Source organism: Methanoregula formicica SMSP (assembly GCF_000327485.1).
GTDB lineage: Archaea > Halobacteriota > Methanomicrobia > Methanomicrobiales > Methanospirillaceae > Methanoregula > Methanoregula formicica.
Genome location: NC_019943.1, coordinates 477,717 through 503,819, shown reverse-complemented (window position 1 = coordinate 503,819; position 26,103 = coordinate 477,717). Strand labels below are relative to the sequence as shown.

General features: G+C 59.0%; 31 protein-coding genes and 2 tRNA genes. 5 read left to right on the top strand and 28 right to left on the bottom strand.

What is annotated here, in order from left to right; translation table 11 throughout:
- Nucleotides 1-27 precede the first annotated feature (27 nt).
- Genes METFOR_RS02535 through METFOR_RS02525 form a run of 3 tightly spaced genes read right to left on the bottom strand, consistent with a single transcriptional unit; the run spans nucleotide 28 to nucleotide 1,800 of the window.
- Nucleotides 28-873: a toast rack family protein gene (locus tag METFOR_RS02535; protein WP_015284540.1), complete on the bottom strand. Its 846-nt coding sequence runs from the start codon at nucleotides 871-873 to the stop codon at nucleotides 28-30.
- A complete protein-coding gene (locus tag METFOR_RS02530) occupies nucleotides 870-1,463 on the bottom strand; it encodes an HAAS signaling domain-containing protein (protein WP_015284539.1) in 594 nt (197 codons plus the stop codon). The genes METFOR_RS02535 and METFOR_RS02530 overlap by 4 nt, the downstream gene beginning before the upstream one ends.
- Nucleotides 1,450-1,800 (bottom strand): PadR family transcriptional regulator, encoded by a 351-nt coding sequence (locus METFOR_RS02525; protein ID WP_233504441.1) that lies wholly within the window; start codon nucleotides 1,798-1,800, stop codon nucleotides 1,450-1,452. The genes METFOR_RS02530 and METFOR_RS02525 overlap by 14 nt, the downstream gene beginning before the upstream one ends.
- A gap of 372 nt (nucleotides 1,801-2,172) precedes the next feature.
- On the opposite strand from METFOR_RS02525, the gene METFOR_RS02520 reads away from it, so the two are divergent.
- Nucleotides 2,173-2,757, top strand: a complete 585-nt coding sequence (locus tag METFOR_RS02520) for a TetR/AcrR family transcriptional regulator (RefSeq protein ID WP_015284537.1) — start codon at nucleotides 2,173-2,175, stop codon at nucleotides 2,755-2,757.
- Between the two features lie 63 nt (nucleotides 2,758-2,820).
- Here METFOR_RS02520 and METFOR_RS02515 read toward each other — a convergent pair whose 3' ends face one another.
- From METFOR_RS02515 to METFOR_RS14400, 23 genes are all read right to left on the bottom strand, one after another.
- Nucleotides 2,821-3,747 (bottom strand): cation diffusion facilitator family transporter, encoded by a 927-nt coding sequence (locus METFOR_RS02515; protein WP_015284536.1) that lies wholly within the window; start codon nucleotides 3,745-3,747, stop codon nucleotides 2,821-2,823.
- 92 nt (nucleotides 3,748-3,839) lie between these two features.
- Complete coding sequence (locus tag METFOR_RS02510) at nucleotides 3,840-4,751, bottom strand: cation diffusion facilitator family transporter (protein WP_015284535.1); 912 nt, start codon at nucleotides 4,749-4,751, stop codon at nucleotides 3,840-3,842.
- A gap of 91 nt (nucleotides 4,752-4,842) precedes the next feature.
- On the bottom strand, nucleotides 4,843-6,534 hold the full coding sequence (locus METFOR_RS02505; protein WP_015284534.1) for a glutamate--tRNA ligase: 1,692 nt from the start codon (nucleotides 6,532-6,534) through the stop codon (nucleotides 4,843-4,845).
- 1 nt (nucleotide 6,535) lies between these two features.
- Nucleotides 6,536-7,501 (bottom strand): polyprenyl synthetase family protein, encoded by a 966-nt coding sequence (locus METFOR_RS02500; protein WP_015284533.1) that lies wholly within the window; start codon nucleotides 7,499-7,501, stop codon nucleotides 6,536-6,538.
- A 12-nt stretch (nucleotides 7,502-7,513) separates the two neighbouring features.
- The gene (locus tag METFOR_RS02495; protein ID WP_015284532.1) at nucleotides 7,514-8,851 is read right to left on the bottom strand and encodes an RNase J family beta-CASP ribonuclease; all 1,338 of its coding nucleotides are present in this window, start codon (nucleotides 8,849-8,851) and stop codon (nucleotides 7,514-7,516) included.
- Nucleotides 8,852-8,942: 91 nt separating this feature from the next.
- Complete coding sequence (gene fni / locus METFOR_RS02490) at nucleotides 8,943-10,034, bottom strand: type 2 isopentenyl-diphosphate Delta-isomerase (RefSeq protein WP_015284531.1); 1,092 nt, start codon at nucleotides 10,032-10,034, stop codon at nucleotides 8,943-8,945.
- A 3-nt stretch (nucleotides 10,035-10,037) separates the two neighbouring features.
- On the bottom strand, nucleotides 10,038-10,793 hold the full coding sequence (locus METFOR_RS02485; protein ID WP_015284530.1) for an isopentenyl phosphate kinase: 756 nt from the start codon (nucleotides 10,791-10,793) through the stop codon (nucleotides 10,038-10,040).
- Nucleotides 10,786-11,655 (bottom strand): mevalonate kinase, encoded by an 870-nt coding sequence (gene mvk, locus METFOR_RS02480; RefSeq protein ID WP_015284529.1) that lies wholly within the window; start codon nucleotides 11,653-11,655, stop codon nucleotides 10,786-10,788. Before mvk ends, METFOR_RS02485 begins: the two co-directional genes overlap by 8 nt.
- A gap of 1 nt (nucleotide 11,656) precedes the next feature.
- Nucleotides 11,657-12,448, bottom strand: a complete 792-nt coding sequence (amrB, locus tag METFOR_RS02475; protein ID WP_015284528.1) for an AmmeMemoRadiSam system protein B — start codon at nucleotides 12,446-12,448, stop codon at nucleotides 11,657-11,659.
- 70 nt (nucleotides 12,449-12,518) lie between these two features.
- Nucleotides 12,519-13,130, bottom strand: coding sequence for a 30S ribosomal protein S2 (gene rpsB / locus METFOR_RS02470; protein WP_015284527.1), 612 nt, complete (start codon nucleotides 13,128-13,130; stop codon nucleotides 12,519-12,521).
- On the bottom strand, nucleotides 13,127-14,314 hold the full coding sequence (eno, locus tag METFOR_RS02465; RefSeq protein WP_015284526.1) for a phosphopyruvate hydratase: 1,188 nt from the start codon (nucleotides 14,312-14,314) through the stop codon (nucleotides 13,127-13,129). The genes rpsB and eno overlap by 4 nt, the downstream gene beginning before the upstream one ends.
- Before the next feature lie 11 nt (nucleotides 14,315-14,325).
- On the bottom strand, nucleotides 14,326-14,499 hold the full coding sequence (locus METFOR_RS02460) for a DNA-directed RNA polymerase subunit K (RefSeq protein ID WP_015284525.1): 174 nt from the start codon (nucleotides 14,497-14,499) through the stop codon (nucleotides 14,326-14,328).
- Nucleotides 14,500-14,544: 45 nt separating this feature from the next.
- Nucleotides 14,545-14,619: transfer RNA gene (locus tag METFOR_RS02455), tRNA-Pro, on the bottom strand.
- Between the two features lie 24 nt (nucleotides 14,620-14,643).
- Nucleotides 14,644-14,832 (bottom strand): DNA-directed RNA polymerase subunit N, encoded by a 189-nt coding sequence (locus tag METFOR_RS02450; RefSeq protein WP_015284524.1) that lies wholly within the window; start codon nucleotides 14,830-14,832, stop codon nucleotides 14,644-14,646.
- A 30-nt stretch (nucleotides 14,833-14,862) separates the two neighbouring features.
- Nucleotides 14,863-15,264 (bottom strand): 30S ribosomal protein S9, encoded by a 402-nt coding sequence (locus METFOR_RS02445; protein WP_015284523.1) that lies wholly within the window; start codon nucleotides 15,262-15,264, stop codon nucleotides 14,863-14,865.
- A 10-nt stretch (nucleotides 15,265-15,274) separates the two neighbouring features.
- Nucleotides 15,275-15,703 carry a 50S ribosomal protein L13 gene (locus METFOR_RS02440; protein WP_015284522.1) on the bottom strand — a complete coding sequence of 143 codons (429 nt, stop codon included), beginning with the start codon at nucleotides 15,701-15,703 and terminating at the stop codon, nucleotides 15,275-15,277.
- A 7-nt stretch (nucleotides 15,704-15,710) separates the two neighbouring features.
- Nucleotides 15,711-16,076, bottom strand: a complete 366-nt coding sequence (locus METFOR_RS02435) for a 50S ribosomal protein L18e (RefSeq protein ID WP_015284521.1) — start codon at nucleotides 16,074-16,076, stop codon at nucleotides 15,711-15,713.
- Complete coding sequence (locus METFOR_RS02430) at nucleotides 16,073-16,903, bottom strand: DNA-directed RNA polymerase subunit D (protein ID WP_015284520.1); 831 nt, start codon at nucleotides 16,901-16,903, stop codon at nucleotides 16,073-16,075. The genes METFOR_RS02435 and METFOR_RS02430 overlap by 4 nt, the downstream gene beginning before the upstream one ends.
- Entirely contained in the window at nucleotides 16,903-17,301 is a 399-nt protein-coding gene (locus tag METFOR_RS02425) for a 30S ribosomal protein S11 (RefSeq protein WP_015284519.1), read from the bottom strand. Before METFOR_RS02425 ends, METFOR_RS02430 begins: the two co-directional genes overlap by 1 nt.
- A 3-nt stretch (nucleotides 17,302-17,304) precedes the next feature.
- Complete coding sequence (locus METFOR_RS02420) at nucleotides 17,305-17,904, bottom strand: 30S ribosomal protein S4 (protein WP_015284518.1); 600 nt, start codon at nucleotides 17,902-17,904, stop codon at nucleotides 17,305-17,307.
- A 2-nt stretch (nucleotides 17,905-17,906) separates the two neighbouring features.
- Complete coding sequence (locus METFOR_RS02415; RefSeq protein ID WP_015284517.1) at nucleotides 17,907-18,368, bottom strand: 30S ribosomal protein S13; 462 nt, start codon at nucleotides 18,366-18,368, stop codon at nucleotides 17,907-17,909.
- 34 nt (nucleotides 18,369-18,402) lie between these two features.
- Nucleotides 18,403-18,487: transfer RNA gene (locus METFOR_RS02410), tRNA-Ser, on the bottom strand.
- 212 nt (nucleotides 18,488-18,699) lie between these two features.
- Complete coding sequence (locus METFOR_RS14400) at nucleotides 18,700-19,308, bottom strand: TetR/AcrR family transcriptional regulator (protein ID WP_015284516.1); 609 nt, start codon at nucleotides 19,306-19,308, stop codon at nucleotides 18,700-18,702.
- Between the two features lie 165 nt (nucleotides 19,309-19,473).
- On the opposite strand from METFOR_RS14400, the gene METFOR_RS15480 reads away from it, so the two are divergent.
- From METFOR_RS15480 to METFOR_RS02385, 4 genes are all read left to right on the top strand, one after another.
- Nucleotides 19,474-20,796 (top strand): COG1361 S-layer family protein, encoded by a 1,323-nt coding sequence (locus tag METFOR_RS15480; RefSeq protein WP_015284515.1) that lies wholly within the window; start codon nucleotides 19,474-19,476, stop codon nucleotides 20,794-20,796.
- Nucleotides 20,786-22,003, top strand: a complete 1,218-nt coding sequence (locus METFOR_RS02395) for an ABC transporter permease (protein ID WP_015284514.1) — start codon at nucleotides 20,786-20,788, stop codon at nucleotides 22,001-22,003. Before METFOR_RS15480 ends, METFOR_RS02395 begins: the two co-directional genes overlap by 11 nt.
- A 2-nt stretch (nucleotides 22,004-22,005) precedes the next feature.
- Nucleotides 22,006-22,710, top strand: coding sequence for an ABC transporter ATP-binding protein (locus METFOR_RS02390; RefSeq protein ID WP_015284513.1), 705 nt, complete (start codon nucleotides 22,006-22,008; stop codon nucleotides 22,708-22,710).
- Between the two features lie 221 nt (nucleotides 22,711-22,931).
- Nucleotides 22,932-23,522: a hypothetical protein gene (locus METFOR_RS02385; protein WP_015284512.1), complete on the top strand. Its 591-nt coding sequence runs from the start codon at nucleotides 22,932-22,934 to the stop codon at nucleotides 23,520-23,522.
- Between the two features lie 423 nt (nucleotides 23,523-23,945).
- Here the strand turns inward: METFOR_RS02385 and METFOR_RS02380 are convergent, their stop codons facing one another.
- A complete protein-coding gene (locus METFOR_RS02380) occupies nucleotides 23,946-24,791 on the bottom strand; it encodes a GNAT family N-acetyltransferase (RefSeq protein WP_015284511.1) in 846 nt (281 codons plus the stop codon).
- A 111-nt stretch (nucleotides 24,792-24,902) separates the two neighbouring features.
- Nucleotides 24,903-26,099 (bottom strand): MFS transporter, encoded by a 1,197-nt coding sequence (locus METFOR_RS02375; RefSeq protein ID WP_015284510.1) that lies wholly within the window; start codon nucleotides 26,097-26,099, stop codon nucleotides 24,903-24,905.
- Nucleotides 26,100-26,103: the final 4 nt, after the last annotated feature.

Sequence of the window (26,103 nt, the reverse complement as noted above, 5' to 3'; positions counted from 1 at the left end):
TCCCCATCCTGGTATTGTGATATTTGATCATAGTGCTTCAAGGCTGATTGAACCAACCCCCTGGTTCAGGGTAATCTCATTGACCGCGATTGCCGGGTTGAACCCCGCTGTTACAAAGATATCGCCGTCCTGTACTAATCCGTTGTTGCTGATCTCGCCGAGGCCGGTCACTGCCCGGATCCGCGTGTTGCTCTCCCGCGGCACCCGGAGGGTAAGGTCGCCGATCCCATTCCGGATCACGGCATCGAACGGTTGGTTCTGGCTCCTGCCAAGGGTGATGGTCGTATCCCCGGCGCCGTTGTGGACGTCCAGGGATCCCAGCGTCATTCCATCGAGGTCGATCCGGCAGTCGCCGGCCCCGACATTCACTTCAAGGTTTACAGGAACCCCGTTGTTTAATGCGATTGTCCAGCTGTTTGGGGAATCCACGGAAAACCATTCCTTTGTCTTATGTCCTTTGTCAGTCAGGGCAACGGTTTTTCGCGACCCGTTGACACTCTGGACCAGTTCAGGCTCCCATTCCGGCGCTTTAGAGAAGATCGATGCATCCATCAGCATATCATCCGGTGCACCTCCCTGGACCCGGAGTTCGCCGGCCCCGAGGGTCAGGGCTACATCACCATAGCCGGCACCGTCAAGCGGAACCGTTGTTTTACCGGGCGAGAGGAAAGCGGTATGGCGGAAGGGTGAGAAATCCTGGTCTTTTGACTGCGGGAGCTCGCCCGAGAGGGCAAGGATGCCAAACCCGATAAGAAACGATACGATGGTGATCGCACCAAGCCACAGAACTATGCGGGTTACCCTGGTGCTGCCGATATTCAGGGTATCATGGCTGGAAACCTGCAGTCCCGGTTTTTCTCTGCTGTCAGTCATGCGAGACGCTCCGTTCCGGTGATCACACCGATATTCCACTTGAGATACCGTATCCCGATGTGGTAGAAGAACCGTGCAAGGAAATAATTCCCTATCACGAGCAGCAGGCCGAACGTTGTGATACCGGTCGAGAAGAAAATTCCTGCTGCGGGAGAGAGCCATATCGCAAATACCGGAATACCGGCCAGCTGGAGCAGGGCAAAGATTCCCGCAACCGGCCCGCAGACCATGAATGCAATCCCGACAACGAAGATCACAAACAGCAGCAGTACGAGGAGGATGAACGGGATGAGGACAAACACCAGGTTGAAAAGCCCGAGCCCGAGGGTTGCGAGGACTGCATGGAGGATATTCCGGCAACTCCTGACATCCTCGGCTTTCTTCACCAGGTGGGTGGCACGGATCTCCCGCGCAATATCCTCCGGCGATCCCAGCGAACGGAAGAGATCCTCTTCCGAACGGCCTTCGGTTTTCCCGATCCGGAAATGTTCGGTATAATCAGAGATAATATCGTTCAGTTCCTCGGGGGAAAGAGTGCCCTCTAGCCGGTTCTGTAAGATCCGGACAAATTCCTGTTCATTCTGCAGCATTGTTCTTCCCTTCCAGGAGCGCGTTCACCGATGCACAAAACCGCATCCATTCTTCCTTCTGTTCATGTTCTTCTTTCCTTCCGCTTTCGGTAAGGCGGTAATACTTCCGTGGCGCTCCCCCGGCAGATTCCTGCAGGTACGTGGTGACATGGCCCTCATCCTTCAGGCGATGCAGGAGCGGGTAGATGGTCCCTTCCGAGATGTCGATCCGTTTCGATATCTCGTTGACGAGTTCATACCCGTAACAGTCCTTGCGGGCCAGAACAGAGAGAACGCATATCTCAAGTACGCCTTTTTTGAACTGGATATTCATGGGATCTCCCTGGTCAGAGTGCATGCCCGCCCCCGGTGCCGGAGCCCCGGGGACAGATACAGAGGGTAGTGGTGCCGGGCCTGCACATGTTTTGTGTTTGGCACAGTATCTTGCGTTGCAAGGTACTTACCACTATTGAGAATGTCACATATATAATTAAATCGCTTTTAATCTCTTTGAACAGCGGAACAGGTCACCTCCCTTTGACGGCACAGTCATATGGATCCAGACCATACCTGTATGATCTGCCGCACCCTGATTAGGCGCAGAATCACCTGTACAAAAGTGCATTACCCACAAGTATTAACCTTACCATAGGTAAGTTATTCATACCCATAGTAATGAGAACCGGGCGGTATTGTTTTCCCTGCCCGCGCAGGAACATATTGGTACGTTATGCCACGCATTATTGGTGAATACCGTGATGACGTCAAAAAGAAGATCATCCGGACCGCGTTCACCCATTTTCTCGAAAAAGGATACCATGGCACAACCATGGGCTCGATCGCGGAGAGCCTCGGCGTTACGAAACCCGCACTGTACCAGTATTTCCCCGGAAAGGAAGACCTGTTTGCCGCAGTTGCCGAACTGGCGCGCGACGAATTCAAGGGAACGCTCGAACGGTCATATGCCGGCCGTGACCTGAAGGAAGGCAGTGCCGCACTGTTCGATGCTCTCTTGCACTATGTCCCGCAGTTCAACAGCATGTATGCCGAGATGCTCCTCCTTGCAACCCGGAACGAGCGCATCCGGGCCGTGCTCGTCCAGGACCGGAGAGAGGATATCTGGGTGATCGAGCGGTTCATCCGCCGCCAGCAGGAGACCGGCCTTGTCTCGCGCGACCTCGATCCGCGGGTCCTTGCCCTTGCCTGCGATGCACTGGCAAACGGCCTTCTCATGGATGTCCTGATGGGCATGGACAAGGTCGAGGCAAAGGCGGTCTGGATTGCTGCCATAACGCAGCTCACCCGCACTGCATAAGGGCCCGTCACCTTCACAGACATACCGTATCCGGTTCCACAGTCCCCACTACGTGCCGCAGGATTACCGCCGTTTTGGTATCACAAAGACCTCGCTCCCCGGAATCTCTGCCTCAAGAGATTGCTTTAAGGAGTCGATGAAATCCTGCACATCCCCCATTTTCTGGTCTGGATCGAATCCAAGGAAGATCTCGATGTAGATCCTGCTGCCTGAGCGGCGGGACCGTACGCCATGGAACTCATGGTACCTGTCATACGATGTCGCGAGGTGCCGGAGGATGACAATCTGGAGCTCTTCGCACAGGGTCTTGTCGAAGATATCCGGAAGGGATGAGGATATCTCCCGGTACCCGGCAAGGATCAGGAACCCGATGATGATGAACGAGGCTGCCGGGTCGATGTAGACCGAGAGGGCGTGGTGGCCAAGCAGGAACGAAAGCACCAGGGCCAGAAGGACCGAGACATCGGCAAAAGCCTTGGCCCTCCGGAGCCGCCACTGGGACTCCATGATCGGCGACGGATCGTGCAGGGAGACGCGGTAGTTCTTCTGCCAGAGGTAGGTATCGATGATTGCGGTGACCAGCATGAGAGGGATACCGATCATGGCTCCCTCAATGCCGACCGGTTCCGGATTATAGATCCTGGTCAGTGCTGAATAGGTGATGATGAGGATCGAGACCATCATGACCGCACCCGTGATGAACCGGGTGGACGTCTCGAACTTGCCCATACCGTAATCGTAGCAGAACCGGTCACCCCTCCGCATCCGGATGAGAATGAGAAGCGCAAAGAACGTAGCAAGGATCTCGTTGCCGCATTTCATCACATCGGCAAAGAGGGTAATGGACCCGGAGAGGACAAACGCGATGATCTCCGGGACCCAGAGCAGGATGTCAAACCCAAGGCTGGCCGCGACCGTCTTCTGCTTCGTCGCCGCCGCTTCCCCGCCATCGGCATCTCCCCCGCAATACGCGAGACCACTGCCATCCATATTCTTTCAATATTAATCCGGAAACCTATATAGGATCATACTCTGCGTTGCAGAAACGGGAAAGGCAGCGGACCGGACAGAGAGGGGGCCCGTTATTCGCGGCTCAGAACAACCGAGACCACACTTCCCGCAATCTCGTTCTCCAGAGAGCGCTTGAGCGTGGTGGCAAACTGCTGGACATCCCCCATCTTCTGCTCCGGATCGAATCCGAGGAAGATCTCGATGTATATCCGGCTTCCGGACCGACGAGACCGGACCCCATGGAACTCATCGTACTTATCAAACGAGCCAGAGAGTTCCCGCAGGATGACCAGCTGGAGCTCCTCGTCCAAGGTCTTGTCGAAAAGGTCGGGGAGCGAGGAGGAGAACTCCCGGTACCCGGCAAAGAGGAGGAATCCGATGATGACGAACGAAACGATCGGGTCGATGTAATGCGCCCATTCATACTGGATGCAGATGACCGAGAACGTGAGCGCGAAGAGCAGCAGGAGGTTGGAGAACGTCTTGGCCCGCCGCAGGCGCCACTGTGCCTCCATGATCGGGGACGGATCTTCCTTTGAACGGCGGTGATAGGCATGCCAGTGATGGTAGTCGGCAATACTGGCAAAGATCATGAGCGGGATGCCGATGTAAGCGGCAATCATCTCGAACTTCTCGGGATGCATGAGACGCTGGATAGTGAAGAGGACAAGGATGATGATCGAAACCACCATCACGCTGCCGGTGATGATCCGGGTCAGGGTCTCGAACTTCCCCATGCCGTAATCGTAGGTGAACTTCCCGCCTGCTTTCATTCTCCGGATGATCAGGAGGGCAAAGAGCGTGGCAAGGATCTCGTTTGCGCACTTGAACACATCGGACAGGAGAGCGGCAGACCCGGAGAGGATGAGGGCCGCAGTCTCGGGAACGAGAATGAGGAGATCCATGCAGAAGCCGGTGAAGACAAGCTTCTCGCGGGACTCTTTGGGTTCCCTGTTCCCGCTGGCATTTCCGTCAGGCTGCATGTACGTCTTGATTAATGGGACGTGAACGGGGAAAAAGGTACGGGGCCGCCGTCCGGCTGCCCTATCATTACCCGGATAAAAAGAGGGCTGGTTATTTGTGCGTGAAGTATGCCCGGACACCGGACGCATCCACGGCATCGATCTTCACGAACCCGACCCGCTCGAACTGGACGACCTTTCCGGCCTCTCCCTTCACCGCGGGCTCGCAGGCCCCCTTGACCTCGCCTTCCTGCGTAATGAGCGTGCAGGGCACGATAGCCTGCGCCGGGAGCCATTGGATGATCCGGGCCTTTGCGGCACGGGCATCGGCCAGCGAATCGCCGCCATAGGAGAACGTGGGTGTTTCGCCGTTCCACGCGATCTTCACGTTGAAGAGGTCCTTTAACCTGAGCATGGCAGTGCCGGACACCAGCTCTGCCTTCGGGATGAGCGCTGTGCCGGTGAACTCCAGTGTTCGCGTGCCCCGGGCTTCATCGGACGGGTGGAGGAGGGCGTGGGCGGTGTGGGCCGGTGCCCCCTCGATCTTCGCCTCGACCGGGTCGGGTACGAAGAAGTAACGGTTGGCTGTCGGGTCGACCAGTTTCTTGTTCTCTGCGTAGAGGTTGTCCCACGAGAACGAGATGTCAACGTCGCCGATACCGATCGCAATCATCGCGTTCTTCACGGCTTCTGGCAGGATCCCGCGCCGGGCAAGGGCCCGCAGGGTACCAAGCCGGATATCGTCCCAGCCGGAATAGAGCCCTTCCTTAATCCCGGCCCGCATCTGCGAGGTGGATAGGACAACTCCCTCGATCCCCATCCGGCCATAGTGCCGGTACACCGGCTGCTGCCAGCCAAAGTGGTCGTAGATGAACTTCTGCCGGCGGGTATTGGCGATGTGGTCCTTGCCCCGGATCACGTGCGTGACGCCGAGCAGGTGGTCGTCAGCCACCACCGAGAAGTTCATCAGCGGGTACACGTGCGCCTTCACCTTTGGGTGCGAGGGTGCATCGAGGATCCGGAACGCCGGGAAGTCCCGCATGGCCGGGTCGGGGTGGGAAAGATCGGTCTTGATCCGGACCGACGCCTCGCCCTCTCTGAAGGTATGGTCGAGCATCTTCTGCCAGAGCTCAAGGTTCTTCAGAGCAGAGTTCCCGCGGCAGGGACAGGCTGTCTTGTTCTGCTTGAGTTCTTTGAACTGCTCATTGTCGCAGGTACAGACATACGCCCCGCCTTTCTCGATCAGCTGTTTGCAGAGATCGTAGTAGATCGACAGCCGGTCGCTCTGGGTGACGACTTCGGTGATGCCAAGGCCCAGCCATCTGATATCTTCCTGCACGGTCTGGTATGCTTCCGGGTCCACGCGTTTCGGGTCGGTGTCCTCGATCCGCAGGATGTAGCGGCCGCCATACTGCTTCACGTAGGCATCGTTGAGCGCCGCAGCCCGGGCATGACCGATATGGAGCGGGCCGGAGGGGTTCGGGGCAAACCGCATCACAACGCCCTTCTCCGCACCTTCGAGTTCCGGGAGCACCTTCTTCTTCTCGTGCTTCTCGGACATGGCGGCGATCATCTCCGGTGCACGGGTCTGGAGCGTGGCAAGCCTCTCCTCCGGTGAGAGTTTTGCCACCTCGGCAATCGCCTCTTTTGCCAGTGCCGAGACTTCTTTTGCCCGTGAGCGGAGCTCCGGGTGGGCGCCCATCACCATGCCGATGACCGCACCGGCCTGTGGCACGCCGCCGTGCTTCACCGCGTTCTGCAGTGCACACAAAAAGAGGGCTTCTTTGGGATCGTCCCCTGCCATCCTAATAACTCCGGGTGATGAAGAACTCGCCAATGTCCATCAAGAGCTGGCGCTCCTTTGACTCGGGAAGAAGTCCGAGGTGCCGATTGCTGTCCTTCACGAGATCGGCGGCCATCTGTTTCACCTCGGGGATTACCCCCGATTCGGTCAGTTCCCGGATGGCCTCGTCGATATCAGATTTCAAGAGCTCGCGCCGGTACTTCTGCAGGTCAAGGCCCTTCTCGCGTGCCTTGATCATGATAAGCGTCTGCTTGCCCTCGCGGAGGTCGGACGCCTGGTCCTTCCCACTCTTCTCGGAGGGGGTTAACAGGTCAATGAGATCGTCCTGGATCTGGAAGGCGATACCGGTGTTGAGCCCGAAGTTGTACAAGGCTTTCACCTGCACGCCGTTTCCGCCGGCAAGGACGGCACCGATACCGGCCGCCGCTGCATACAGGACGCCGGTCTTCTTTTTGACCATCTCCAGGTACTCGCCTTCCATGACATCGTCCCGGTGCCCAAAGGACATATCCATGTGCTGCCCCTCGCAGATATCGGCACAGGCCCGGGCGAGCATGTTGATAGCCTTCACCTTGGCATCGTCCTTTGCGGTGACAAGCGAGATGTGCTCAAATGCCCGGGAATAGAGGACATCGCCGGCAAGGATCCCCGTCGGCATATCCCACTTCGTGTGCACGGTCTGGACACCGCGCCTCAGGCTGTCATCGTCCATGATGTCGTCATGGATAAGCGTGAAGGTATGGGTCACCTCGAGGGCCAGCGCTGCCTGCATAATGTCGTCCGAGCTGCCAGGCTTCACCGCGTCAGCCGCAAGCATGACAACAGCAGGGCGGAGACGCTTGCCCCCGGCTGCAAGGAGGTGGGCAGATGCCTTGTTCAGTTCGCCGGCCTTGTCGACATAGTAACGGTCGATCATGTGATCGATCTGCTTTGCGACCGATTTCAGATACAGTGAAAGTTCTGACATTGTTATTCACCGTTAATTGATCTTGACCCTCTGGCCGTTTCTCAGGAGATGGACGGTCGAATGGGCCGTGTACCCGAGCTCACCGGCAAACTGGGTATAGTCTGCCGTCATCGTCAGGCTCCCGTGCGCCGGGATAACATGCTGCGGCTGCAGGAGCTGGAGAAACTCGAAGTGGTCCTCCCGGTACCCGTGACCGCTGACATGGAGATCCTCGAAGATCCGCACGCCGAGCATCTTCAGCCGGGCCTCGACCATATACCGCTGGCCATGGTTCATCGGGTTCGGGATAACATTTGCCGAGAAGATAACCTTGTCCCCTTTCCCGAGCTGGTAAGGAGTGTCACCGGTAGCCATACGGGTGAGGATGGAACCCGGTTCGCCCTGGTGGCCGGTGACGATGGGCAGGAACTTGTCCTTCCCGGCCTTCATCATCCGGCGCAGGGTGCGGTCAACGGTCCGCCGGTTACCAAAGACGCTCGTGGTCTCCGGGAACGAGACGAGCTTCATCTGCTCGGCCGTGACGGCATACTTCTCCATCGAACGGCCGAGGAGGACCGGTTTCCTGCCAATCTCGTGGGCGCACTCCGCGATCGTCTTGACACGCGAGATGTGCGATGAGAAGGTAGAGACAACGAGTGCGTTCTTGTCGTCCTCGTAACTGGTGATGGTGTCCCGGACCAGGTCGCGGGCGATTCGCTCGCTCGGGCAGCGTCCTTTCCGACCAATGTTCGTACACTCAACGATCAGGGCAAGCACCCCTTCCTTCCCGATCTGGCGGAAGCGGGCGAAATCCGGCGGTTCTCCGATGACCGGGGTCCGGTCCAGCTTGAAGTCCAGCGCGTATACGATTGCGCCGTGCGGGGTGTGGAGCACCGGTGTCACCGTGTCGATGATGGAGTGCTGGTTCCGGACAAACTCGAGCACCAGGTTCTGGGAGAGCGTGTACCGCTGCCCCGACTTGAGCGCAAAGAGCTTATTGTTCACGCCGAACTTCTGCTCTCCCGATATCTGCTGCCGGATCAGTTCCGTTGTGTACGGCGTTGCGATGATCGGGGCATTATACCGGTGGGCAAGCTTCGGGATTGCCCCGATGTGGTCGAGGTGGCCGTGTGAGCAGACAATCGCCTTCACGGTTCCCTCGATCGAGTTCATCATGGTGTCATCGGGAATCGCCTTGATCTTGATGAGATCCAGCGAGTGCATGTTTTCGAGTTCCGCATCCTCGTGGATCATCACCTGGTCGAGGCGGAGCCCCATATCAAAGATGACAATTTCCTTTCCGCAGCGGACAGCGGTCATGTTCCGCCCGACCTCGTCGTATCCGCCCACTGCGATGATTTCTATATCCATTCTTGTATCTCCTGGTGTTTCGCCTGCGGGTCTTCTTTCCTTAAAAATCCCCGTTGCCGGCGTTCTGGTTTCTTCTTCTATTGGTCTTGCGTTACCGCTTGATCCGTGCCGGGTTGTCCTTGTCGATCATCTGGCGCGTGCGGCCCGTGAGATGGACCGGTGCTTTCCGGAGATCCGTGACCCGTGCCGAGCCTGTCAGGAACATCGCAACGGTCAGTTCCCGGTGGACAGCTTCAATGGCATGCGCCAGCGCTGCATCGCTCTCCATGGCCGGTTTCAGCAGGGGGAGCGCCATGCCGCAGAGGTCTGCACCGAATGCAAGACCCTTTGCAACATCGAGCCCGCTCCGCACGCCGCCGGATGCGATGACCGGCCCCCCGGTAGCCAGCACTTCGGCAAGGCTTACCACGGTCGGGATCCCCCAGCCGGCAAAGCCCTGCCCGAGGGTGAGGAGCGCCTTGTCCCGTGCGCTCCTGCCTTTGCCGGCCCGGACTGCTTCGACAGCGGCCCAGGACGTCCCGCCCCAGCCGCCGATATCGATGGCCTTTACACCGACGCCCCAGCACTTCCGTGCGGTGGCTGCCGAGATCCCGCACCCGGTCTCCTTGATGATGACCGGGGTCTTGAAGTCACGGCAGAGTTCCCCGATGGCCGCAAAACAGCCCACGGCGTTGTGGTCGCCTTCCGGCTGGATTGCTTCCTGCAGGAAGTTAAGGTGGATGGCAAGCGCATCCGCGTCGATCATCTCAACGGCCTTCTCCGCCCACGCGATCCCGTGGTCGCGAAGCTGGACTGCCCCGAGGTTCGCGACAAGGAACGCATGCGGCGCTTCGTCGCGGACAAGGGAAAACGTGTCTTTAAGATCCGGCTTTTCCAGGGCTGCACGCTGGGAGCCTACGCCCATGCCAAGCCCGAACTTCTCTGCCGCCCGGGCGAGCCGGGCATTCACGTCCTTTGTACCGGGATGACCGCCGGTCATCGCCGATATGAAGAGAGGGGAGGAAAAGGTGTGGCCGAGAAACCGGGCAGACAGGTCGATTGCTTCCATGTCGCACTCCGGCAGGGCATTGTGCACGAACCGGATATCGTTAAACCCGGCATCCCCGCATTCGACATCCTCTTCTGCGCAGATCCGCAGGTGGTCGAGTTTCCGCGAGGACGTCAGCTTCACCGCATCTTTCATTCCTTACTCTCCTCTTACGCTCGTCCCGCCATGGTCGGACCCTGCAAGGAAGTCCGCCACCCGCGAGACATGGAATATGTCCGAGCACGTCCCCGCGTCCGCGAGGCCGAGCAGCTCTTCTATTTTCCCTCTCATTCCACCGGTGACATCGGTATGCATCGAGTCGCCGATATGGAGATTTACAACGGTGCGCCGGGTGATCTCCGGCACAACGCGCCCTCCATCCAGCACTCCCGGTACATCGGTGGCGAGCCCGACGCGGCTGATCGAAAGAGCAGCCGCAAGGTACCGCACGAGCTGGTCGCCCGATACGATACAGGCACCCCGGGAGAGGTCCATCACCACATCGCCGTGGATCACGGGGACCATCCCCAGCGCCAGCATTGTTTCGAGATGACGGCATTCGAACGCAACGAGCCTTCCCTTGTCTGCCACACCCACGTGGAGCGGGTGGACGCCGATCGCCGCAACGCCCTTCTCGCGGAGGGCAGATACGACTTCAGCATTCAGCCCGCTGACCGCACGGTGCGTGACATAGATACCTTCGGTCTCCCCGGGCGCGGCCCCCTTATCGAGGTGGTACCGCTTGGCTTCCGGGTGTCCGCAGGAACCGGCACCATGGATGATGACAGTCCCTTCCGTCCTTACCGCCGCAACTGCCGCGGCAATGGTGGCAAGGCTCTCACGGTTGATTGCGCAGTCGGCGCTCTTATCAGTAAGTATGCTCCCGCCGAGTTTTAAAAGTACCCTTTCAGACATTTTTCTCCTTTCGCACGCCTTCCGTATCGATAGCAGTCACGATAGCCCGGCCATCGCAGGACTCGATTGCCTTTGCCACGCGGTGCTTGAGCTGCTTGGGGCAGAGGGCCACCATGCTCCCGCCCCCGCCGGCCCCCGTGATCTTCGCACCGAACGCCCCGGCCTGGCGGGAGGCAAGGATCATCTTTGCCAGCTGCGGGTGCCCAACGCCGAGGACCTCGAGGAGCGAGTTGTTCATATTCATGTATCTTCCGAGCTCGCGGGGATTACTCAGCTGGTGGATGGCACTCATGCTGACGCCCTGGATCGCATCGAGAACCGGATCAACGATCTCCGGGTGCCTTTTTTTGAGATCGGCCACCTGCTCGACCATCCGCGAGGTGCTGTGGGAGACAAGCGAGTCGCCGACCACGAGATGCATGTTCTGGGGGGGAAGCCGCCGCCGTGAACCGCCCGTGATGAGGACGATCCCGCCGTACGTCGAGACCGTGGTGTCCGTGGGGCTTGCCCTCCCCTTCTGCACGGTTTTCTCGATCTCGAACGCCATGGCGGCGATATCCTCACGGGTTTTGTTCAGGTTGAACTCATCGTTAATAGCCGCAAGCGTTGCAACCGTGACAGCGGCAGATGACCCAAGGCCCGAGGAGCTCGGGATCTGCGAGTTGATGTACACGCTCCCGATAACACCCATTGCTTCAAAGCAGCTGTCAATATAGGGGGACTTTGCCCGCGAAGGCCTCTTTGTGTCGCGAACGGTGACAAAGACCCGGGGCCGAATGGCCATGGCTATCCCCATCTTGCCGTATACCACCGCATGCTCGCCGAACAGGAACACCTTGCCCGGCGCACTCCATGTTGCCAACCTAGATCACCGCAATACTGGCATAGCCGACGACTTCGCGATAGTCACCTGTTGTCTCACCGCTTGTCGCGTACCGGATCAGCTCCGCAGCTTTTGCACCAAGGCCGGTGCAGGCCGTCACCATGGCGGTGATCGGGCCGTAGCCACAGGCTGTGATCCGCTTCTCCGCGATCCGCCGGTAGAATTCCCTTGTGTCAAGACTCCTGAGGGCATCGATTGCAAAGAGGTCCTCCTCCTTTGCCTTCTTCTCGGGCACGTAGTGCGAGAAGTCGCTCGAGGCAACGATCCGGACATCCCGTTTTGTCCTCCGGATCGCAGCAAAGATCTTCTCCCCGAGCCGTACCGCTCCCGGGTAGTCCTGCTGCCCCATCATCACCGGAGCGATCCGCGCCCGGGGGAAGCGGTACTTGATGAACGGCACCTGAACCTCAATCGAGTGCTCGTCCCGGTGGGAGAGTTCGTCAGTCTCCATATCGAGAGCCCGGACGAACTCCGTATCCGTGTCCACGACACCGAGCGGGGTCTCCCACGGGACCTCGGAGACGCAGGTGATGTACCCGCGGTGCGACGGCCCGATGATGACAAAGGTGCCGGAGAAGTCGGGAGGAATGGCGCCAAAGGCGGTTGCCGCCACCTGGCCCGAATAGATGTACCCGGCGTGGGGTGAGACAATGCCAAGCGGCCTTCCTGCCACGTCAGGAACTGCCGAGAAGAACTTCTCCAGCAGTTGTTCGAGATGGGAGGGCTCGCGCGGATAGAACATGCCAGCCACTGCGCATGCACGCATCTTCATCGCATCAACCCTCTGGTTCTCCTGTTATATCCAGATATCGGTTGTGAGAAAAAAGGAAAGACCGGAGATTTTAAAAGTCTGTCTCGAAGTCCTCTGAGGTGAGCGCCGTTGAGATACCGCGGAGCCGGAGCATCTCGCGGGTTAAGAGGAAGTAGATCATCGAGAGTGCCTTGCGACCCTTGTTGTTGGTGGGGATGACGAGATCCACGAACTTGGTCATGTTGTTGGTATCACAGAGCGCAACAACGGGGATACCGCACTGGACTGCCTCGTTGATGACCTGCGCGTCGCCGATCGGGTCGGTGATGACGATGACCTGCGGCTCGATGTAGCCCTCAAGGACGGGGTTTGTCAGGAGGCCCGGGATGAAACGGCCGGTTGCCGACATGGCGCCGATGGTGTCGGCGAACTTCTTGGCCGGGTACTGGCCGTACTGCCGTGAGGTGACGACAAGGATGTTCGGGGCCTCGTACTGGTTTAAGAACTTCGCGGCAGTCTTGATCCGGGTGTCGGTCTCGCGGATGTCGAGGATGTAGAGGCCATCGCCGCGGACGCGGTAGATGAACTTCTTCATATCCTCGCTCTTCTGCTGGGTGCCGATGTGGACGCCGGCTGCGAGGTACTCCTCGACGGGGATGAGCGGTTCTTTCAGTTCAATTTCCATTTCTGTTGCTTGGGTCATAGCTGTTCCTCGATGCGTATCAGTTCGTTTAATTTTGCAATGCGCTCCCCGCCGACAATCCCGCATTTTAAGAACACGCAGGAGAATGCCGTTGCAAGGTGGGCGATGGTGGTATCGGTGGTCTCGCCGGACCGGTGGCTCATCACCGTGTCCAGGCCATTCTGGTGGGCCAGCTGCACCGCATCGAACGTGTCGGTGAGGGTGCCCACCTGGTTGGGCTTGATGAGGACGCAGTTTGCGGCATCGCACTCGATGCCCTGCTGGATGCGTTCGACCTGCGTGACGAAGATATCGTCCCCGCAGACCAGGCAGCGGTTGCCGACCTGGCTGGTGAGTTCCGCGAACGCGTCGAAGTCGTCCTCGTGGAGGGGATCTTCCACGTAGACAAGGTTGTACTTGTCCACGAGTTCTGCGATATAGGCTATCTGGTCCTCGGTCGAGCGCGTGGTCTTGCGGTACTTGTATGCTTTCCCGTCCCACATCTGGCTCGCCGCAACGTCGATACCCATATCAACCGAGACTTTCATCTCGTCGGCGACTATTCCGGCCGCTTCGGCAATGAGCTCAAATGCGAGGGCATCGTCGATCTGCGGTGCCCATGCACCCTCATCACCCTTGCCAGCGGCAATTCCTTTCTTCTTTAAGAGAGCCTTCACCGTGCGGTGGACGGCAGCATTTGCAAAGACAGCCTCTTCTGCGTCAGCCGCGTCCCCGGGGACGATGAGGAACTCCTGGATCTCGGTTGCATTGGCCGCATGCGCCCCGCCGCCAATGACGTTCCCGAGCGGGAGCGGCATCTCCTTTGCAAATGCCCCGCCCAGGTACCGGAAGAGCGGCAGGCCGAGCGAGGCTGATGCCGCCTTCGCATTCGCAAGCGAGAGCGCCACAGCAATGTTCGCCCCGATCTCCGAGAAGTCGGCAGTGCCGTCAATGTCCCGGAGCTGCTCATCGAAACTCTCCTGGTCGCAGGCGTCCATACCGATGAGCGCCGGGATGACGTTCTGGAGGGCGTTGTCCACCGCTTCCGCGGGAGGCTTCACCTTTGCCTCGAGCGAGCCGGTGCTGGCGCCGCTCGGGGCAGCCGACCTGCCGTGGCCGCTCCCCGTGTACACGTCCGCCTCGACCGTCGGGTTGCCCCGGCTGTCAAGGATCGTCCGCAGCTCGATTACCTCAATGATGGTCATGGCCCGCTCTCCTATTTCCTCTTTACGGTAATGGGGATGGTGTTGTTGGTGAATTCCTCGATGGCGATCTCCAGCGGATCGATCCGTGTCGTGGTGATAAGTAACGGAGCACCCATTGATATCTGCAGAGCCCTTGCTCCAATGATCCTTGCCCGTTCATACCGGGTATAGTTCTGCGTCTGCATTCGTGTCCTCAAATCAGATGTTGTGGTCTTCCTGAATGGTTGAAATGGGGTCGCTGAGATTCGAACTCAGGTCACTGCGTCCCGAACGCAATAGGATGGTCCAGGCTACCCTACGACCCCGCGTTCATACTGTCATCTTCCTGCTTACTGGTACGGGTTGAGCTCATCGATGATCTCTTTGTGCGTCAGGAGCATCCGGCGGCAGCAGTACCGCGAAATATTGAGATCGTCGAGGATCTTCTTAGGATCCTCACCTTTCTCTTTCCTGACCCGGAACTCTTCCCATGCTGTGGAGATCGGTTTTCCACAGGTGAAACATCGTACGGGTATCAAGATATCTGACCTCTCATCATATCTTCTGGTTCAGCGATAAGACTTTTGGAACTTTGCGCGGGCACCGGAGCCGTGCGGCTTCTTGGCTTCCTTCTGCCGGGAATCGTTGACAAGGAGTGTCCTGTCATATTCCAGGTAGATGTCCTTCATCGCGGGGTCGTTGTGCCACTTGATGATGCCCCGGGCGAGTGCTGTCCTGACCGCTTCTGCCTGGCCCATGACACCGCCGCCGGCAACATCGATGGTGACATCGATGCCGTTGACTGCATTGGGAACGAGGAGGAGCGGCTCGGAGATCTTCATCCGGGTGGTGATGGACCCGTATGCTTCGAGAGGGACCGAGTTGACCCGGATGACGCCCTTGCCGGCCTTTAAGGTCGCACGGGCGATTGCCGTCTTGCGTTTTCCACTTGTGTTGATGATCTTTACCATGATGGCCACCTTAGAACTTTGCTCCGAGGAACGTGCTGACTGCACCGAGCGTGACGTGGTTCGGGTTGTTCAGACGGTTCATGTGCGCCTCTTCTGGCACTTCCATCTCTTTGCCGACAAGGTCAACGGGGACCCCGACATAGCACCTGATGGACTTCATTGCATCGACGCCACGGGGGCGCTTGTAGGGGAGCATGCCGCGGATGGTCCTCTTCATGAGGTGGTCGGGCCGGCGCGGGACAAACGGTCCCCAGTGGGAGCCGGATGCGCCGCGTTCGCGCTTGTGCTTGTAGTTCCCGAGCACCCGTGCCCTGCTGCCGGAGATCACGACGTTCTCGACATTGACGATGGCGATCTCTTCACCCGCGAGGCTACGCTGTGCGACGATACTTGCCAGGCGCCCGAGAAGCAGGCCGTCTCCATTGATTACGGTTACCATGTCTTCTTCACCTCAGGATCCGGACACCGCTGCCCTTCGGGTTGTCCCTGATGAGCTGTTCGATGGTCATACACTGCCCTTTCGCGTCCTTGATCTTGCTCGTGGCCGACGCCGAAAAGTTCAGCGCTGCGACCCTGACGGACTGCTCCAGCATGCCGCTCCCGAGCACCTTGCCCGGGACGATGATCGTCTCGCCGTTCTGGGCGTACCGGTTGATCTTGGACAGGTTGACCTCGGCATAATTCCGGTTCGGGGTCTCGAGCCTGTTTGCAATCTCGCGCCAGATCTTCGCCTCGTTCTCGCGGGACTTGTTTTTCAGGAGCGAGATGAGGGTGGTAAGACGGGGGTTCGTCTTCTCGATGATTCTTGTCATTTCTTTTCATCCCCTGATAATTCGCCAAGCTGTTGTTCCAGCTCGTCTGCCTGCTCCCTGATAAACGACAGGGCACGGTTCATGATCTCTTTTGCCGGCAGGGACCCGTCGCTCTCAACCACGAAGATAAAACGGTCGGGCTCGGCGGATATTTTTATTGCCGGTTCTTCCCCGATACCGCTTGCAAGGCATGCCCGTTCGCAAAGCCTGCACATGGAGCATTCGGGGAGCTTTCCTTCTGCAACCTGGACCTTCTTTCCCTTTGCAACGAGGATGTCGCGGGGGCACTCCTCGACGCACATGCCGCAGGCGTCGCAGACGTCGCTGACCGTGATGACGGGGTGATTCTTGTACCCGCATACGAGCGTCGACTGCCACTTTGCGTGCGCCCTCCCCGTGTTGAGGATGGCACGTGCCTCTATGACGAGTTTCTGCCCTTTCGTGAGTTTCACGATCGGGATGTTGTCATACACCGGCGCCGCGCCGGGATCCTGCGGGATGAGGTCACTGGAGGTGACCATCCGGGGGCCCTCGACGCTGAGGGTGTAGGTGGCCGTGCAGCCGGGGCAGCCTGCCCCTCCGCACGAGCATGTGTCCTGGGTCGAGTAGACCGAGAGGTCGGTCTTTAAGGGAATGAGCCCAAGACGGTGTGCCAGCATCTCGTCGAAGAGTGCGCTCGTGTTGTCGTAGATGCGCACATCCTCGATGGCGAGGGTTGGCACTTCACCGATCATTGCCCGCCGGAAGGCGTTGGCAAAGGCGGGGCTCGCTCCCGAGAGCGTGAATCGTGCGAGGGAGTCGTCCAGACTGGCGAATTCGATCTCCATCACACTCTCCTTCCACGCCGTCCGCCCTTCGGGCGGCAGGAGTCGTGGGGGATTGGGGTGACATCTTCAATACGGCCGATGCGCATGCCGGCCCGGGCAAGGGCACGGATGGCTGCCTGTGCACCGGGGCCGGGGCTGCGCTGCTTGCCCTGGCCGGGTGCGCGGACCTTGACGTGGACGCCGACAATGCCCTTCTCGCGGGCGGTCTGCGCAACGTTGCTGGCCATCTGCATGGCGGCGTAGGGCGAGCTCTCGTTCCTGTCCTGCTTTACGACCATGCCACCGCTCGACTTGGTCACGGTCTCTGCGCCGGACAGGTCGGTGATGGTGATGATCGTGTTGTTGAAGGACGCAAAGATGTGGGCGATGCCCCACTTTTCCTTCTCGTTTGCTGCCATGGATTACCTCCTCCCCCGGCCACGGAAGTGACCTTCGGGCTGGGGCATTGCCTTGGGTGCAGTCGCGGGCTTCATGATCCGGGTCTTCTCCGCATGGGAGTCGGACACGAACGGGGACTTGCCGAAGTAGGCGATCTGGGACTCCTCGGTGCGCTTGACAAGGTAACCGGGGATGTTGACCCGGCGGCCGTCAATCGCGATGTGCCCGTGGGTGATCAGCTGCCGTGCCTGTTTGACCGACCGGGCGAGGCCTTTGCGGTACACGATGGTCTGCAGTCGGCGTTCGAGCGGGGCCTGAACCTTGAGCGAGAGGATCGCGTCGATGTCTGCGTCGGGCCCGAGAATCCCATTCCTCTGGAGGGAGGAGATCAGCTCGTTCTTTTTGGTCTCGTAAAGCGCAGCATCGGCAGCGCCCGAGCTGAGCGCAAGCAGGTGCCGGGCACCGGTCCGGTACTTGCGCAGGTAGGCCTGTGCCTTCCAGACCTCGCGCTTGTTGCGGAGACCGTATTCGATGACGAGACGGGTCTCGGCCTCGATGCGGGCTTTCTCCCACGGGCGCTTGGGGGTCTGGTAAGACTTGTGGTTCTTGCCTGGGTATCCCATGATTATGAGCCTCCGACGGACTTGCGCTTGACACCAACGGTCGACCCGGTCCTGCCGGTGGACTTGGTGCGCTGGCCGCGGACCTTCTGGCCGGTCTCGTGGCGGATGCCACGGTAGCAGCGGATCTTCCTCATCAGGTTGACATCCTCGTCTTTAGTGAGGTTAACGTCAGCACCGAAGAGGTGCTTCTGCTCGCCGGTGTAGATGTCCTTGGGGCGGTTCGCCATCCAGGTCGGGATCTTGCTGTTGTACTGTTCGACAGCCGTGCGGAGGCGGTTAACGGACGCCTCGTCCATGCGGCCGAGTTGTGCGTACTCGTCGACCTTTGCCATGCGGGTGATGACCGTGGCGGTATGCCTGCCGACACCCTTGATGCCGGTGAGGGCAACCCTCACGGACTTGGTACCATCGAGATCCGTGGTGCCAACCCTTACGAAATACTTTATCTCTTCTTCCTGAGCCATCCAATCCCCTCGATCGTGAGATTATCTCTTTAAGCGCTGAGGGAGGGATTTGAACCCTCGAGTCCTTTCGGGACACAGGTTTAGCAAACCTGCGCCATACCAGGCTTGGCTACCTCAACAGAGGAATCTCGCATCTTTGCAGACACTCGCAGCGTACGTATAACGCTGCTCCATGAATGGTGCTTTATTATATGGCATGGGTGGGGTAATAAGTGTTTGTGTAAGGTAAATCCCTGGCAACGCAAGGAGTGAAGTGTGAAGCCAACCTGAAGAATTCCCCGGACAATTCATGATTTCCAGGTGAACGTGGGAAATACCACATAGATAGCAGTTATCGGTTTTCTTCCGTGTTGATCTTCAGGACCCTCTCTGCCGCTTCCACCCATGCCTGTTTCCCCTCCCGTGCATCCCTGCCCAGTACGTGGGTCATCATAACAAGGCCCATGCTCATCCCATAGATTGCCCGGACCGCTGAGGAGATGTCCACATCATCAGGGATCTGCCCGGTCTTCTGGTACCGGCTCATTGCAGCAACGATGAGGACGCTGTTTTCATCGATGAGTTGATTGACATTTTTCCGGAACGCCGTATCGCGTGTAATGCTGGAGGCGATGGCCTGGATAAACACCGGCATCATGGGTTTTGCCTGGAGGAAGAGGAAATCGGAGGCAGAGTCAAGGGCTGAATGAATATCCGGATCGCCCGAAAGGCTGTCGAGCAGCTGGTCCCGGATCGTCCGGATCACCGCGAGGAAGACCTCCTGCATCAGGTCTGTGCTGTTGGAGTAATACGAGTAAAAAGCTCCTTTCGTGACCCCGACCTTCTGGGCAATCGCATCAAGCGTGATCCGTTCCCACCCTTCAGTAGCGGCGATATCGAGCGCGGCCGCGATGATCTTTCTCTTCGCTTCGTCGCGGTATTCTGCATTGATCCGTGGCATTATCCTGTATCCTCATGGGAAAGGTGTGTATATTCACGTTGCGGTTTTTAAAATAAATAATTGTTCAATAAACTAAACAAATGTTTATTAAATTGAACGTTTGTACACTTTTTTGGAGATGACGCCTGTTCAGTGCCGGAAATTCCGGAGGAGATGGCGGCCATCATGGAAGAGACAAGAACAACAGCAGGAACCAGGCAGCACCGGGAGAGCGTCCACAGATCCGAAAGCCACAAAAGGGCAATTCTCATTGTGATTGCCGGGATCCTTCTCATGCTTGCTGCCCTGCCCGCAGCAGCGGTGGATGCAGAAGGGAGCACGACCAATCCCACGGCCATTGTGGCGGATTATACCGTGATTCCGTCAGTACTCATGCCCGGGGACCAGGGAACAGCCACCCTGGTGATCAAGAACACTGCCCAGAGCGCTTCCGTAAAAGAGAACACCGGGATCGCCTCCGGCGGCACGTTTGCCAACACGAAGAGCACGGACATCAACATCTACCTTGAGAACGTTCACCTGGAGGGCAACGGGATCGAGGTCCTGACAAAAGACTTCGACCGGATCGGCGAACTGGGACCCGGGCAGTCTGTCCCGGTCACGTTCGTTATCCGGGCGCCGTCAAAGAGCGGAATCTATTTCCCGGAGGCCTGGATCGATGTCAGAAACGGCCGGAGCACCCGGTATCCCCTGACCGTGAACGTCAACACGGATATCTCGTCCCAGAAGAAACCGGCCCTCTCCGTTTCGCAATCGCTGCCGGACCGCGTTGCCCCGGGCGATGACTGCACCGCGGGAATCACGATCACGAACACCGGCCTGCTCCGGGCAAGCGACATCACGATGGTCGTCAACTCCACCACGAAATCCCTTGTCCTCACCTCTCCCGGCAGGCATTATTTCGAGCATCTCGACCCTGGCGAGGAAGCGAACCTGACGCTCCGTTTCGCAACCGACAAGAACACGCCGATCGGGATCGATCCCGTGACGCTCTCCATCACCTACCGGACCCCGGACGGGAGCACGGAGCGGCAGGCCGAGACGCTTGGCATCCCCGTCAAGGGGAAGGCGGAGATGGCCCTCAAGTCCTTCTCAACGGACCCGGTCCGCCCGGTGCCGGGCTCTCCCTTCACGATGATCCTCCGCGTGGAGAACACCGGGACCGACCAGGCCACATCGGTCCATGCAACCCTCGACAGCCCATTTACCGGCACAAAGACCGCGTTCATCGGATCGGTGGACAAGAACAGCGATGCTCCGGCCATATTCTACCTGCAGGCAACAAAGGACGGGTCCGTACCGGTCAACCTGACCATCAGCTATTCCGACGATTTCGGCACCCACACGATAACGGATGATGCGGTCGTCACGACAACACCTTCCTCCGGCCTGGTGCCCTTTGCGAGCGCAGTCCTCGCGCTCTGCATCCTTGCCGGAGGCGCTTACTGGTATCTCCGCATCCGGCCGGGGAAGAAGAATGACAGGTAACGGGAGCGGGTGGGGGGTCTCGCTCTACCTCGCCACCCGGGCGATCCGGCGCGGCAACCGGAGCACGCTCCTCCTCACCATCCTCATCATCGCGCTGGTGGTCGTGCTGATGAATTTTTTAGGGATGATCATCAGCGGGGTCGTGACCCTGTACAACGACCAGATGATCGATTACCAGTACGGCCAGGTGACCATCGAGCCCCGCGACAAGCAGACAGTTATCGCAGGTGCCGCGGGTCTTGTGAAACAACTGAAGCAGATTCCGGGGGTGACCGGTGTCAGCGCCCACAGCGCTACGGCCGTGACGATCACGAATGAAAAGAACGGAAAGTTCCAGTCAAAACAACTGACCGCGTTCAATCCCGCGGACGAACAGGAGGTCACGAAGTTCCACCTCGTCATCACGGACGGGGATTATCTCTCGAAAGGAGATACCGACGAGATCCTTATCGGGACACTCCTGGCCGGGAACGAGGACGAGTCGCAGGACAAACTGCCGTCGCTCGGGGGTGTGAAGGTCGGCGACCGCGTGAAGGTTGCCTACAGCAACGGGATTACGAAGACCTACCGGGTCAAGGGGATCTACGAGTCGCTCGGCGCCCTGATCGATTCCTCGGCCTTCATCACGCGGGAGGAGATGGACTCGGTGATGCATACCGGAGACACGGCAACGGAGATCCTGGTGCGGGGGACTTCCGCGGGCGATGCCGCCTCGCTCAAGTACACCATCATGAGCTACGGCGTTTCAGAGAGGGTCAAGACCTGGAGCGAGATGGGAAAGGGCATTCTCGGCGACGCGATCACGAGCCTCAACCTGGTGAAGAACATCATGACGGTCGTTGCCCTCATCGTGGCGAGCGTTGTCGTCTTCATCGTCACCTACATCAACATCATCAACCGGAAGAAGCAGATCGCGATCCTCAAGGCCATCGGCATCCGGAAGCAGATCATCGTCCTGAGTTACCTCATCCAGGTCCTCTTCCAGTGCGCCTGCGGGATCGTTCTCGGGATCCTGATGTTCAACGGGATCAGCTACCTGCTGACCGTTTACAGGATCCGGTTCCCCATGGGCTATCTCACGCCGGAGATCGAGTACGGTTCCGTTGCAATAAGCATCCTTTTGCTCTGCATTGTCGCCGTCTTCTCCGGGCTCATCCCGGCACGGCAAGTGACGAACGAAGAGATCCTCGATGCCATGAGGGGATGACCATGATCGAAGTGACTGACCTGAAAAAGATCTACCGGATGGGGTCCGTGGAGGTGGCAGCGCTCAAAGGAGTCTCTGCCACGATCGCACGGGGCGAGTTCGTGGGCATCATGGGCCCCTCGGGGAGCGGGAAGTCCACATTCCTGCACCAGCTGGGCCTGCTCGACACGCCCACTTCAGGCAGGATCGTTCTTGACGGGACGGATGTTTCTCGCCTCACGGACGAAGAGCGGACGCACTTCCGGCTGATGCACCTGGGCTATGTCTTTCAGGATTATGCGCTCGTCTCGGAGCTGACCGTGAAAGAGAACGTGGCGATCCCCGCGATCATGAAGGGACGGCCTCTGAGCGCATGCTATGCCGCGGCAACGGAAGTGCTGGAAAAGGTGGGGCTTTCCCGGCGGCTCGATCACCTGGTGCACGAGCTCTCCGGGGGCGAGCAGCAGCGGGTCTCGATTGCGCGGGCTCTCGTGAACAGGCCGGCCATCCTCTTTGCGGACGAACCCTGCGCAAACCTTGACACGGAAAATTCCCGGACCGTGCTCGAGCTCTTCCGCGCGGTAAACAAGGATCTCGGCCAGACTGTGGTCATGGTCTCGCACGAGCCCTGGCACCGGGAATATTTCGACCGGATCATTTTCATCCGGGACGGGCTGCCGGATACGGAGCGGACGGAGCGGGGAGGTCAGGAGAGAGGATCCACGTAACGCGTGCTGGACGTACCGGGATGGATTTCCCCCTCCGTTTTCTGCAGAACTGCACGTTGCCCGGACCCGAATTTGGATCGATGGATATCCTGATTGGATTGCCCTTCTCCGGCCTGATGCATCCGTGTCTGTTGCCTGAATCGGGCAGGAGAGAGGCGTGAAGTAAAACCGGTGGGATTATTACCCCGCACCCGGATAGAGTTTCCCGGAGACCAACCTGCATGAGCCATAAGAAGATCCTGATCATTGCGGCAGTCCTGATCCTCGGGGCGATCGTGAACTATGCCTGGGCTGTTGTTGCAAAGATGTACGCGATCCCGGTCGGCGCCGAGTTCGTGATCGCGGCATACTGCCTCCTTATCGTACTGCTCCCGTTCTCATGGAGGGAGGCACTGTGCATCGGGATCGCTGCCGGCGTCCTGACCATCCTTGCCAACCCGAATCACGCCATTGCAATCGAAAGCGGGCAGCTTGTCATGAAGAGCGGGTACGTGCTCGGGCTTGCCAACGTAGTGAGCGAGCTGGTGGGGGTCCTGGCCTGCTTCTTCGTGTTTGCATATCTCGCGGTGCGGTTCCGCACAACCGCACCGTTCGTCGCCACCTTCATCGCAACGCTTGCCAGCTCCCTGGCTTACGTGGTGCTTGTCAGCACCTTCAACCCGTCCCTGCACGTGACCGACCCCGCCTGGCTCGGGGACTTCCTGGTGAAGGTCGGACAGGTTGCGCTGACGGACGCTGTTGTCGTCCAGGTCCTTTTCCTGCTCCTTCACGACCGCGTGCAGGCCTGCCGGGCAACAGCTGCGGTACCGTAAATCGCTGGCCAAGGGGGTCGGGCTGGGGACATTTTTCTTTTTCCCGACCAGCCTTTACAAAATTTTTCCCGGAATCTCACGTTACCTGGTGCGGAAAAACCTGCCCTCATTATGACATCAAGACACGGAACTTCCTTCAGAAAAACTGTCATCCGTTCAGCAGGACCGGGGTTTACTACTTACAGAGAATCCTGCATGAGAAAATATTTTTTCACGCAATATTTTCCGGTACAGAATGATCTGCCCCTGCCCGACCCCCCTTTTCGCAGTTGCCAAAAATACCACAATTTCCCGTAGAGAACACGACGTAATTTTCACGGTTTTTCTTCCATGGGAACCGAAGGGGAGTCGGGCAAGGGACATGATCGAACCGGCCGGACGATCGCGCTGAAAAAATGGTTCCGGGAAAAAACAGAGCCGGCCTTATCCCAGCTCGAACGTTGTCACGCCAAAGATCTCATTCAGAGGGAGCGGGACGGAGTCCTTTGTGGAATAGAGCCGGGCCGTGAAGAAGACCGCATTCATGCCCCGGTCCTTCACCAGTCCGACAGCAGCTTCGTTTGGTACCGGAATATCAAGGAAGAACGGTTCATCGGGAATACCGGCCCGGAGCCCGTCCAGAATCATCTCCGCAGTTGCCCGGTCGCGTGCAAAGAGCGGCCCGATCTTGTATCCGGTCTGGCAGGGCCTCCGCACACCATACCCGATAACTTCCCCGTCCCCGTTCAGCCGCGCAAGCCCGGAATGGCCGGGCTGGCTGATCCAGTGCTCGAGAAACCGCTCGCGGCGTGCCGGGAAATGGGCTGCATCGTACTCTGCAAGCTCCGGGAAATCAACGTCACGGACCGGCACAAGCCCGGGCGGCATTGATCCCCCGCCGATCCCTTCGTACCGGGCATTGTTATAGTGCAGGAAGAGGCCCCCGTCCTTCTGGTACTTGTCAACCATGGCGACTACCCCGTCGCCCCCGACAACCCGTGAGCCGGCATGGCGCATCGCGTGCCGGTAGAGCTGCATCCCGATCCCGTGCGCCCGCCAGGCCGGATCGACAATGAAGAGGCCGGCAAAGGAGAACCGGTCATCGTAATTCAGGACCGAGACCGTGCCCACGATCTTCCCATCGGTTTCAGCACAGAAGAACCCATCCGGATCCACGGGCCAGAAACACTCCGCATCATGAAGGCCCGGGTTCCAGCCCTCGCGTGCGGCCCATTCGACCGCCGTGCCAACCTCTTCTTTTGTCATCGTGCGGAACGTTACGTCGCCCATCAGCAGATCATCCTTCTTCCTCGCTATTGGCGGGAATAGTAAATACAGGTGACGGATCCTGGCAGGGGCGCCGCATACCGGGTACCAGCGCGGTTCCCTCGTTTTAGTTGATCACGGCCGTCCCTTGTCTATAACGAGTCTCAGCAGGACCGGCAGGGCTGCGGCCTGTAGCAGGACCATGAATCCCGCTGCATATACGGGACCCAGCGTGTACAGGGCGCCGATCGCCATGCTCCCGGCGAACCATGCACCGCCGTAGATGGTGTTGAAGATACCGTAGGCAAAACCGCGCTCACCCATGGCAGTGAGGTCTGCAACGGCAGCGCGGAGGACGGTCTCCTGCATCCCCATCGAAATGCCCCACAGGACCGCCCCTGCAAGAGCCACAGGGTATGAGGGGGAGAAAGCAACGAGGGCTATCAGGATACCGGTGACCGGGACAAGAGTGAGGACACCGATACCGTACCGGTCATATGCCTTACCGATCGCCAGGGCGGCTACCGCATCGACACCCATGGCAATGGCATAGAAGAGCGGGATCTCCGCATCAGGGATGATGCCGAGAGCCTTGTAGTGGAATGCGAGGAGCGGGAAGACAACGAACCCGGCCATGGTCAGGGCCGTGAAAACGGCATAGAGCCGGAGCCGTCGGGTTTCTCCCGCTTTTGTATCCTGCATCCGTGGCGCCCGGACTCCTGCCTCGAACGCCAGCGGGTCGGGCATACTCTTCCAGGCAGCGGCGAGCGCGATGATGAGGAGAACAAACGGAATCGCAAGCAGGGCAAAGCCGCCGCGGTAATTCCCATTGGCAGCCAGCGCCGCAACAAAGAGGAGCGGCCCGGCAACGGCGCCGATCTGGTCGAGGGCCTCGTGGAGGCCGAATCCCCAGCCTCTCCCGACGGATATTGTTGCATGGGAGAGGATGGCGTCCTTTGCCGGGGAGCGGACTGCCTTCCCGATCCGTTCAGCGATCAGGAGGCAGGCCGCGATCTCCCAGCTGCCGGCAAGGACAAGGAGCGGGATTGCGCCGATCAGCAGGTAACCGGTAAGGACAAAGATCCAGTACTGCCGTGTCTTGTCTGCGAGATAGCCGGTCGCAATCCGGATCGCATACCCGACAAACTCGCCGAACCCGGCAATGAACGAGACCATGAAGGCCGATGCACCCAGAACGAGCAGGAACGGCCCGGCAACGCTCCGGCCCCCTTCGTACACCACGTCCCCGAGGGCAGCAACGATGCCGAAGAGGAGGACAAGACGGTATGCCCGGACCCGCTGTTCCGATCTTTCCGTCTCGTCATGTGTCATAGGG